General features: G+C 34.1%; 11 protein-coding genes. 2 read left to right on the forward strand and 9 right to left on the reverse strand.

All coding sequences use genetic code 11. The annotated features are described in order from the left end of the window. Nucleotides 1-686: 686 nt before the first annotated feature. From ASL19_RS07895 to ASL19_RS16700, 6 genes are all read right to left on the reverse strand, one after another. Entirely contained in the window at nt 687-920 is a 234-nt protein-coding gene (locus ASL19_RS07895) for a hypothetical protein (protein ID WP_057177926.1), read from the reverse strand. A gap of 38 nt (nt 921-958) precedes the next feature. Continuing rightward, nucleotides 959-1,297, reverse strand: coding sequence for a hypothetical protein (locus ASL19_RS07900; protein WP_057177927.1), 339 nt, complete (start codon nt 1,295-1,297; stop codon nt 959-961). A 174-nt stretch (nt 1,298-1,471) separates the two neighbouring features. Continuing rightward, nucleotides 1,472-3,232 carry a nuclease-related domain-containing protein gene (locus ASL19_RS07905; protein WP_152980409.1) on the reverse strand — a complete coding sequence of 587 codons (1,761 nt, stop codon included), beginning with the start codon at nt 3,230-3,232 and terminating at the stop codon, nt 1,472-1,474. A 319-nt stretch (nt 3,233-3,551) separates the two neighbouring features. Then, nucleotides 3,552-4,028 carry a Uma2 family endonuclease gene (locus tag ASL19_RS07910; RefSeq protein WP_369814503.1) on the reverse strand — a complete coding sequence of 159 codons (477 nt, stop codon included), beginning with the start codon at nt 4,026-4,028 and terminating at the stop codon, nt 3,552-3,554. 210 nt (nt 4,029-4,238) lie between these two features. Then, nucleotides 4,239-5,144, reverse strand: coding sequence for a DUF4435 domain-containing protein (locus ASL19_RS07915; protein WP_057177929.1), 906 nt, complete (start codon nt 5,142-5,144; stop codon nt 4,239-4,241). 6 nt (nt 5,145-5,150) lie between these two features. Next, nucleotides 5,151-5,423 carry an AAA family ATPase gene (locus ASL19_RS16700; RefSeq protein ID WP_152980410.1) on the reverse strand — a complete coding sequence of 91 codons (273 nt, stop codon included), beginning with the start codon at nt 5,421-5,423 and terminating at the stop codon, nt 5,151-5,153. Between ASL19_RS16700 and ASL19_RS07920 the strand changes: the two genes are divergently transcribed. Together ASL19_RS07920 and ASL19_RS07925 are read left to right on the forward strand one after the other, a co-directional pair. After that, nucleotides 5,422-5,685 (forward strand): DarT ssDNA thymidine ADP-ribosyltransferase family protein, encoded by a 264-nt coding sequence (locus ASL19_RS07920; RefSeq protein ID WP_057177930.1) that lies wholly within the window; start codon nt 5,422-5,424, stop codon nt 5,683-5,685. The genes ASL19_RS16700 and ASL19_RS07920 overlap by 2 nt on opposite strands. A 34-nt stretch (nt 5,686-5,719) precedes the next feature. Further along, a complete protein-coding gene (locus tag ASL19_RS07925) occupies nt 5,720-6,442 on the forward strand; it encodes a hypothetical protein (RefSeq protein WP_072149107.1) in 723 nt (240 codons plus the stop codon). Between the two features lie 155 nt (nt 6,443-6,597). Here ASL19_RS07925 and ASL19_RS18570 read toward each other — a convergent pair whose 3' ends face one another. The 3 genes from ASL19_RS18570 to ASL19_RS17150 all read right to left on the reverse strand — a co-directional run bounded on the left by ASL19_RS18570 (nt 6,598) and on the right by ASL19_RS17150 (nt 9,891). Further along, on the reverse strand, nt 6,598-6,918 hold the full coding sequence (locus tag ASL19_RS18570) for a DUF29 domain-containing protein (protein ID WP_082604668.1): 321 nt from the start codon (nt 6,916-6,918) through the stop codon (nt 6,598-6,600). Between the two features lie 251 nt (nt 6,919-7,169). Beyond that, on the reverse strand, nt 7,170-7,748 hold the full coding sequence (locus ASL19_RS07935; RefSeq protein WP_057177931.1) for a Uma2 family endonuclease: 579 nt from the start codon (nt 7,746-7,748) through the stop codon (nt 7,170-7,172). Nucleotides 7,749-8,115: 367 nt separating this feature from the next. Further along, nucleotides 8,116-9,891, reverse strand: a complete 1,776-nt coding sequence (locus tag ASL19_RS17150) for a WD40 repeat domain-containing protein (RefSeq protein ID WP_235528949.1) — start codon at nt 9,889-9,891, stop codon at nt 8,116-8,118. Nucleotides 9,892-10,074 lie beyond the last annotated feature (183 nt).

Consider the following 10,074-nt stretch of genomic DNA (forward strand, 5'->3'; position numbering starts at 1 on the left):
ATGGGGTGAGCGGTTTGATTTTACTTACAAAACTGCGATCGCCTATTTTTAAAAACATTTACCTTAATGTAAAACCCCACCGTTAATTATGGTGTACGTGAATTGGTTGTATTATAGGGTGGGCGGTTTGATTTTACTTTCAAAACAGCGATCGCCCGTTTTTAAAAACATTTACCGTAGGTTGGGTTGAGGAACGAAACCCAACAAACCCCACTGTTAATTATGGGCGGTTTGGTTTTACTTCCAAAACAGCGATCGCCTATTTTTAAAAACATTTACCTTAATGTAAAACCCCACCGTTAATTATGGTGTACGTGAATTCATTGTATTATAGGATGGGCGGTTTGATTTTACTTACAAAACAGCGATCGCCTATTTTTAAAAACATTTACCTTAATGTAAAACCCCACCGTTAATTATGGTGTACGTGAATTCATTGTATTATAGGATGGGCGGTTTGATTTTACTTACAAAACAGCGATCGCCCGTTTTTAAAAACACTTACCGTAGGTTGGGTTGAGGAACGAAACCCAACAAACCCCACTGTTAATTATGGGCAGTTTGGTTTTACTTCCAAAACAGCGATCGCCCGTTTTTAAAAACATTTACCTTAATGTAGAACTGCACTATTAATTATGGGTTGCTGAAAAAGTTGAGAATAAACCTAATGAAAATTGGCTCAGTGGTCATGCAAGAAAAAAAGATAAGTTTTCCTCATCGAAATTTACGAAGTAATTAACTTTACTAATCAAACAAGGTAAAAAGGTATCTGGTTTAATGCTATTTTTCATTTCATCATTGACTTTAATACCCTGAATAAATTGAGTCAGAATTTCACCTGTAACTTTTGAAAAAAGGTTGAGTGCTGAGTTTTTGATATCCATTGTTATTTCATTCAGCTTGATAATAACATCATCCATACCAAACTGAATAAGTTTGTTCTCTTTATCGCTAAGGTTTAAAACTTCAAATTTTGGATACTATCCTTAGTAGCAATTATATTAGCATTTATCTGTTTAATGACATCTTTTAGACTTTCTGGATTTTCCTCTTGCTTAATCCTTACCTCATCTAATATTCTAGAGTGGTATTGAATAGGGATCCTATAAGTTTTGATAATACGTTCAAAATGCACACGAAGCAAATCATTACTCATCCGCGCTGCTTCCAACAAACTATCTATTTCTCTCCTGGGCAAAAGTCTTCTCAAGAAAGAACTTGGTGGAAATGGGTCACGTTGATAACTTTGATAAAAAGACCTCAGATCACTGTTTCTAATCTCAACGCTTTTAACCATTTCACCAGATGAGAATTCGAGAATGATAGAACTAAAGTCTATTGAGCTAAGTTTATCGAACCTACATGACATTGAGTAATACAGTGTCAAATAGTGGCGATACCTTAAAGTCAGAATATGCTGTTAGTTGTAAGAGCATAAATACTTATTTTCGCCATGGTAAGGTAGAGGTAGTTAACTTAATCGAGTTAATTGGTTTATCGTGGCAACCAAATCGCTTATGGTTATAACCCTATAATATAAATCTATATCTAAAACTGTTCTATCAATACGTGAATCACTAGGAAAGACGATAATTCCATACACTTTAGTGTCTTTCATAAATACTTTATGACGTTTGCTAATTTTTAAATTTCTATTCCTCCTAATAGCATCACAGTAAGTTTTTACTTGTTGGTAAGGATTGTCACCCCACGATGACAGAATTTCTACTTCTTTTCCTTCTTTAGTTTCACAAATCCATTTAGAATTTCTGTCGGTTCCAGTGGATTTAATTATACCAGTGTATGACTTAGCTTCTATTACCACGCAAAATCTTCTGTTAGTTACTAAAATAAAATCAGTAAATTTACTACCTTCTTTGTTGGCCATTTCTACATCAAATTGTATTTCAATTGTATAATTTGGAAAATTATTACTTAAAACTTTATATATCTTTTGTTCAAAAGAGTTTAAATCATGCTTATTAACCTCTTCCTTATACTGTTCTATTATCATAGTTAAACGTTCAGATTCATTTTTTGATTCTTCTATTTGTTTTTGGTATTTATCCACTGAATTCTGTAAATTTATTACCTGATTTTGAAGTTCTTGTTCTTGGTCGTCTTTTTGACTTATTTGTTGTTGTAGATTGCTTACCAGCTGTTGATAATTCTCTTCTCTTAGACGTGAGGATCTTAATTCAGATTCTGCTTGGTTAATTTGTTGTCTTAGTTCCTCAGATTGGTTACCTTTTTGTTCAATTAACTGTCGTGTTAATAGTTGTATACGATTTTTGTATTCTTCTTGTTGATTCAAATTTTGCTGTGATTGAAATTGAGTATCCTTAAGTTTATTTTGCAATTCAAGCAATTTATTTTGGGACTGAGATTGTAATTGGGCTATTGATTGATTCAAAATACCAATTTCATTATGCAGGTGCTTAACTTCCTGCTCAAATTGACTTCTTTGACTATCTATTTGTGCTTGTTGTAATTCACGACCCTTAATTTTTTCCGCCAGGTCTATTTGTAGCCTCCTATTATTTTCTTGTAATTGTTGTTCTCTTTCTCGGGCTAAGGTATGTTCTAAAGTGATCAAAATAATCGTTACCACAATGGCAATTATAGTTACAGTATAAGATTCAATCCAACCACTAGTGGAAAAAGGATTATTAATCCATTTAATAATATCATCCTTAAATGTTCGTTTAGGTATTCTAATATAGTAAACTCTGCCGATTATGCGACCTTTATTAATAAATTTTGTAGCAGTTCGTTCAGTTGCACGAGGATTAGCATATACCCCTTGAGGAAAAATAGGAGGAGGATCAAGCAGCACGTCATAAGGATGATTTTTTAGTTCTTCAGGGTTAAGAGCTGCTTTCCAGGATATGGGTCTTGAAGAATTTTTACCAGAATAGGAGATAATATTTTTTCCGGTTGCATCTGTAACTATTAAACCAAATAAACTATAGTTACTGTCTAAAGTACGTTGAATTTCTTCCTGGTTTTGTTTTATTATCACATAAGAAAGTTTAGTTGGTAATGTGTGAGATAACATATTAAAATCAACGGTTTGAACCCGAAATATAGTTTTATTCCAGTAGTCTTCATGAATATTAGATGCAATTATACTGCCTATACCTGTAAATACAGATGTTATTATACTTAGTCTAACTAATGCTTCTTTTCTCCTAGTTATGCTCATCATCCTTCTTATTAATGTAATAATCATTTTATACTCCTTAACTTGGTAAACAAACCAAGGTATAAATACTGTAATCATAATATTATAGTATTAATGAACATGGACTCTAGCTTAGTCCTTATGATTTTTTCTTTATAGGTAGCACTTACAAAACAGGAACAATAAGCGATCGCATTTATTACTGGAGTTTAGATTAAAATGGGGAGCGATCGCTGCCCATAATATAAGTTTATCTGCGTGCGATCGCCTGTGATTTCTATATACTCCTAAATAAGACCACAGATATTTTTAAAAACCAAAACCAAAGTGCTAAAACTGAGTCGATGATTTTAATTTGTAACTGTTATCAAGCTAATTCCTCAAAAACAATATCCTCATAAACCGACTGAATGGGAAAACTTAAATCAATACTTTGTAGCTCGATATTATCCCCCGACTGATAATTAAAAATCTCCCAATTACCCCGATCATTTTTGCGGTATAAATCAATCGCTATTTTCTCAGCATCAACTAAAAGATAATCTTGCAAACTAGGATTGCGACGATACAATCTAAATTTATCCCCTCGGTCATAACTGGCCGTACTGGGAGATAAAACCTCAACAATTAGACAGGGATATTGAATTGCTTGGATTGCAGTGCGATCGCCCTCGTCACAAGTAACGCTCACATCAGGATAAACATAATCTTTTGTTTCCAAAATATTTACACGACAATCGGAATTACCAACCTGATAACCACTACTTAAATTAATCCACACCTGCATATTGTTTGTGGGGAACCCGGGTAATTTGTAGGTTGAGTTTAATACGAAACCCAACATGTGTTTTATTAACTACGGTATATGCGAATTTATTTTAAAGGAAAAGAGCGATTGCGAAGCACTCGCACTCACGAGATCGCCACGAAATTAACCGTAATTTGGTTAAATTAATCCACAACTGGAGATTATCTGTTTTATAAATAAGTCCTATCTAACCTCTGAATCACATCTTCGCTCAGGTTGTAGCTAGGCTTTTTTAGCAGAATCGTTTCAATATATGTAAGGTTCCAGATAAGTATATAGACACTCTGGAGTATCAGCATATTGAGATAAGTCAGAGATAATTGTTGCACGACTTAACGACAGTACAACTTTTACTTTACCCTGGAAATAAGGATAAGTTCCTCTATTGGCTTGATTTCTAAGTTTATCAAGAATAGTATACAAAAACTCAATTTCATACTTTCCTCTAAAACTCTTCTGCTGAGTCCTAGTCAATAATTCAGATCTCTTGGCATCTATTTCACTCTCTAGGATTATTGGCACATCAGGAAACTTATCACGAAGGTCACTAAGGGTATATTGCGCTATAACTTGATCTAGATCAATACTAACAAAATCTGAAAGTTTATGGTTTGAAAGATTTAGTTGACTGGATTTGTCTCTATGACAAGCTATCCACACATTTAATAGCTCCACCGCGTTGTGAAATTCTTTCTGTAGTTTGGTATATAGGTCAATACAGCGGTTGAAGTTTTCATCTAACCCTTGTAGTTGAAATTCGTCTCGGATAATTCTGGAAAAGCATTGAACTGAAGTATAAAAATTTTCAACTGAGTGGCATGGAGTTTCATATATTGCACTTGCACCACCTTGATTAATTGATTCATCAAAGTCTCTATCTACAAAATAAATAGCTCTGACATTAGAGTAATACTTGCGCGATGAGATCATTCTGTAAATCCCCAAAACCCCCTCTTTGCCATTACATGTAAAAGGTTGTAAATTCTCGGTTTTAACAATTGTTCGTATTCTAATCCCATAGTATTTGTTATCATCTTTTCCTTCAAAAAAACAGTACAATGAGTAATCGCGGTGTCTTTTATATGATCTGGTAAACTCTGTGAATATAACAGTAGGTATGTTACGAGATTCTCTTAACTTATTGGCTGACATCTATTTTTAATCCTTGCACACAAATATCTCTAGATCATTAGCATTCAAGTCTAACTCGTTATCAAAAATAAATGGGGAATGGGTAACTGCTAAAAGCAGCTTACACCTATTTGATTTCAAAATATCGGGAAGTAAGCGCCTTTGCCATTCAATAGAAAGTGATAATTCCGGTTCATCAAATAAGACAATAAAATCCTCATGAGGTTCTAGATATATTTTTGAAAAAAGTGATATTATCTGTTTCTCACCAGATGATAAGTTTCTAAAATCAATCGAAATGTTTGAAGATTATGAAGGGATTGAACGGAATAGTTTAAACATTCTAAATAACTTTACAACTAACCCTCAAGCGGAAGTTCTTGTTTTTGATAAAATTGATCCATGCTTCATTGACAAAGTTTGTTTTAATAGTGTACAAGATATGAAACAATGGGATAATTTAGATACTAGTAATTATCCACAAAGATTTTCTGTCAATCTGTATTATTTTAAACCTAGAAATGATTATAAAATTTGGCAAGCTAAGAAGACTGATGTATGATAAATTTAAGACAATTCAAACAAGAAGGTTGAACATGGCTAAGCGTCCTATTTTTATTCCTAGTCCTGAAACTTTTCCTTTTGTAGAAGAAAAGTTGATAGAATTTGAGTGGCACCCTGGCTTTGCAAAAGTACAATATCAAAGGTCAATCACTTCACTTCACGATGCGGCAGCTAAGTGTAACATATATCCAGTTTTGGAAATATCTTCAAAGTCTTTAAAGTCTTTAGGTATTAACTTGAGTGCGTTTAACCTGAAGTTTTCAAAGGATCAGTATACTCTTTCAGTTGAGTGCGCATATCAGGGAAGTAAATTTTTCACCAAGGGTGGTCCTTTTTTAGACCTCTATCATGTTTCCAGTAGAGAAGCAAAAAAAGATGAAAGAATACATAATTCTGGTGACTTTGTAGGATATAAATTTTTTGAAGAGGACTTTCCTTCAAAGCCAGTAACAGCATTCTATGATTGGTTGTATTTGAAAGCATTACATCAAAACAAATCACTTGCAAATGAATTATTGCATTATGAAGGTTTCTCTGATATCGCTTTTAATCCAAAAAAATCCCTGAATTGTCAAGCAAGAGCAGCTGCACTATTTGTAGCATTATACCGTAAAAATGAGATTCAAAATGTCATTGAAGATAAATCTTATTACCTTAATTTAATAGGATCCAAAAAGGTGAACAAAATGAAAAGCTTGGTTGAGACAACGGGAACTCAGCAATCTTTACAACTTAAATTATCTCTATCTAACTAACTGGAGTCTAGATTGAAGAGAGGAGCGATCGCCCATAGGGAGTGCTTCGCGATCGCCTGTGGTTTTTATATACTCCTAAATAAGACCATGGATATTTTTAAAAACCAACTCTCACCTCTCTTGGTGAAAATATAAAATCTTATATTTAATTCCACTCACCCACTCAGCACAAACAGGAACAATAAGCGATCGCATTTATGGATTATATAATTTGAGAGTGCGATCGCACATCTTTGGTCAAATAGCAGTAGAATATCAAAAACAATCTTGAGCAAAAGAAGTTGATAGTCCCACTTGAGTAAGTGATGCAATATTAGTCCCATACTACTTAATAACCGATCTCGTTCTCGTTTCGACAAGTCCCTAATTTCTTCCACTAAGTTTATAATATCTAGCTCATCAAAACGCCCGTTAGCAATTAGATCAGCCATCTTTTCTGACCAGAGAGCAAAATCTTGTTCATACAAATTTGTCATAGTTTGTATATCTGTTCATAGAAATTATCTGTCCCGTCATCATAATTAAGAAATTCCTCAAAAGTCATTTTTTTACCAGTTGCAATTATCATGACCATGACTCCTATAAAATGCTGGTTTTACTATTTTAACAAGCGATCGCCTGTGATTTCTATATACTCCTAAATAAGACCACAGATATTTTTAAAAACCAACACCAAACCAAAAACAAGTGCTAAAACTGAGTCGATGATTTTAATTTGTAACTGTTATCAAGCTAATTCCTCAAAAACAATATCCTCATAAACCGACTGAATGGGAAAACTTAAATCAATACTTTGTAGCTCGATATTATCCCCCGACTGATAATTAAAAATCTCCCAATTACCCCGATCATTTTTGCGGTATAAATCAATCGCTATTTTCTCAGCATCAACTAAAAGATAATCTTGCAAACTAGGATTGCGACGATACAATCTAAATTTATCCCCTCGGTCATAACTAGCTGTACTGGGAGATAAAACCTCAACAATTAGACAGGGATATTGAATTGCTTGGATTGCAGTGCGATCGCCCTCGTCACAAGTAACGCTCACATCAGGATAAACATAATCTTTTGTTTCCAAAATATTTACACGACAATCGGAATTACCAACCTGACAACCACTACCCCGTAAATGACCTTTAACAATGAAAATAATATTACTAGCAATTCGGCCATGATTTTGAGTTCCCCCAGTCATAGCGTAAACTTCACCATTAATATACTCATGGCGAAGCAGTTGTTTTTCTTCCCAGACAAAATATTCTTCGGGTGTTAACTTAGGAAACTTGTCTTTTACAGCAATCATTTTTTGTTACCTCATCTATGGTTGACCAAATTAAAATCGCTTTTATCAACAATACCTTGCCTATTTTTTGTAGCGACAGGGGAACCCAACCCATTTGTTCGGTTTGTAGGAGTATGTCACCTAACTGTATTTTAGTTAACTCCTTGCCAATAATGCAAATTTATCGCGAGATCGCCACGAAATTAACCATTAAATTAATCCACACCTGGAGATTGTCTGTGGGGATACCCTTAACCTGGGAACCAGTAAGAGAGAAATTTGGCTCACCCATTAGATATCTCGTCCACCCGCAGTCAATAGTTCCCTAGGTGGTGCGCGTAACAGTCAGCATCTTTACTTTCGCGCCTAAGTTTGGCTAAGTTTAATGTTATGTTTTGGGGTAATTATAGGGAAAGACTGTAATAGTTTTATCTCCACTCCCAGTGGCTAGAAGTTTGCCATTAGGACTAAAAGTAATTGTATAAATGGCATCTTCGGCACATTTGACTGTGGAGATTTCTTCACCGCTCTCTAGGTTCCACAACTTTGCAGTTTTATCTTTACTTCCACTAGCTACTATGTTCCCATCGGGACTAATGGCAATCGTATAAACAGCTTGAGAGTGTCCATTTAAAGTTCTAATTTCTTCCCCAGTTTCCACATTCCATAATTTAATGATTGTATCATTACCACCACTCACCAATATTTGATTATTAGGAGTAAAGGCTAAAGAATTTATTCCCCCATTAAACCAGTTGGAATTCACTACTATGGTTCTGACTTGTTTCTCAGCTAGTTTTAAAATCATAATGGTTCCATCACGACTACCACTAGCTAATAGCTGACCATCAGGACTAAAAGCTACACATAAAACACCATCTGAATGACCCTGGAAAGAATAAATTTCTTCACCACTTTCTAAATTCCACAACTTAATAGTTTTGTCATTGCTTCCACTAGCTAGAATTTTACCTAAAGGACTGAAAACTAAAGAGTTTACCTGTTCTTGGTGTCCTGTTAACGTGATGATTTTTTCACCGCTAGTGAAGTTCCATAATCTAATGGTTTTATCTTTACTTGCACTAGCTACTATGTTCCCATCGGGACTAACTGCTACTGAGTTAATACCTCCATTCCAGGGAGAATCTTGATGTGCTGGTAGGGTGCGATGAGTCTGAGTTATTAAATCCCAAATTTTGATTGTTTTATCATCACTACCACTAACTAAATTTCTACCATCAGGACTAAAAGCTACTGCGGAAACTTTAGACTCATGACCTTTTAAATTTTGTACAAATAATAATTGGTTGAGATTTTCATCTACACTTGCTTCCGATTTAGATGTGGCAAGAATTACCTGATTAAATTTTCCTGTGATTGGTGAAGTTTCTATATTTTCAATACATGATGTTTTGGGAGTATTGAAATTAGGTTCTTCGGTTTCTTCTAAATTGCTTACTGTGATTAAATCATCAAAGGATCTATCTAATTCTGTCAAAGAGTTATTCACGGATTCAAAAAGTTCATTTAATCTGGAATTTTCATGATTTTGATTCTGTTTGAGTTGATTAAATTCACCAATTGTGACGAAGTTTTGATGACAAGTTTCATGTAGTTTCTGGATTGAATCATCCAGATTTTCACAGCGAGACTCAATCTGGTCAATTTGTTGACTAATTTGGGTTAATTCTAATTTATTTTCTGTTTGCTCTCGTAAGTTTTTAATTTCACTGTCTATTGTATTTAGGCGATTATATATATCACTAATTTGTTGAGGAATTTCTTCGGTTGATACTAGCAATTTTTGTATAGAAATTTGAATTTTCTGATCAATTATTTCGTTTAGTTGTTGTTTCCAAATTTCAATTTTTTTGATTCTTTCATTAGGTTGGTTCATAGTTTGTTTAATTGTTTGTTTAATTTCATCAACTTGATTTGTCAGATTTGTCATATTTATTTGTAGTGTTGTAATTTGTGGAATTTGTGATGATGACCAAGCATGATTATACCTAACATAATTTCCTAAGTGCAATAGCAATATATCTAATAGGATAGGTATAACCATATATAGTATGTCTTTGGTAGCCAAGAATGCGATCACACCCAAAGACAGAAGGCTTAAACCAATATATTCCCTAGCTTGGATTTCTGGAATTTTACTCATATTTATCTACTGATTTATTTTTTTAGGATCTCATTTACAGTTAACTTCACCTCAGAAAATAAAGGGGAACAAATCACCTCATCACCCGTAAAAACCTGCTCCTCATATAAACCTTCCACCCACTCCAAAACAGTCACCTTTTGCGCCATCGGAAGGTTGGTTTGACCATCACTTTCTGGGTAG

It is taken from the genome of Cylindrospermopsis sp. CR12 (assembly GCF_001432185.1).
Classification (GTDB): Bacteria; Cyanobacteriota; Cyanobacteriia; order Cyanobacteriales; family Nostocaceae; genus Raphidiopsis; species Raphidiopsis raciborskii.

Bases quoted from the DNA above. Each gene is read 5' to 3' on its own strand.
- ASL19_RS18570 (WP_082604668.1), bottom strand. From the start codon at position 6,918: ATGACAAATTTGTATGAACAAGATTTTGCTCTCTGGTCAGAAAAGATG.
- ASL19_RS07920 (WP_057177930.1), top strand. From the start codon at position 5,422: ATGTTTGAAGATTATGAAGGGATTGAACGGAATAGTTTAAACATTCTA.
- ASL19_RS17150 (WP_235528949.1), bottom strand. From the start codon at position 9,891: ATGAGTAAAATTCCAGAAATCCAAGCTAGGGAATATATTGGTTTAAGC.
- ASL19_RS07900 (WP_057177927.1), bottom strand. From the start codon at position 1,297: ATGGTTAAAAGCGTTGAGATTAGAAACAGTGATCTGAGGTCTTTTTAT.
- ASL19_RS07915 (WP_057177929.1), bottom strand. From the start codon at position 5,144: ATGTCAGCCAATAAGTTAAGAGAATCTCGTAACATACCTACTGTTATA.
- ASL19_RS07935 (WP_057177931.1), bottom strand. From the start codon at position 7,748: ATGATTGCTGTAAAAGACAAGTTTCCTAAGTTAACACCCGAAGAATAT.
- ASL19_RS07905 (WP_152980409.1), bottom strand. From the start codon at position 3,232: ATGATTATTACATTAATAAGAAGGATGATGAGCATAACTAGGAGAAAA.
- ASL19_RS07895 (WP_057177926.1), bottom strand. From the start codon at position 920: ATGGATGATGTTATTATCAAGCTGAATGAAATAACAATGGATATCAAA.
- ASL19_RS07910 (WP_369814503.1), bottom strand. From the start codon at position 4,028: ATGTTGGGTTTCGTATTAAACTCAACCTACAAATTACCCGGGTTCCCC.
- ASL19_RS07925 (WP_072149107.1), top strand. From the start codon at position 5,720: ATGGCTAAGCGTCCTATTTTTATTCCTAGTCCTGAAACTTTTCCTTTT.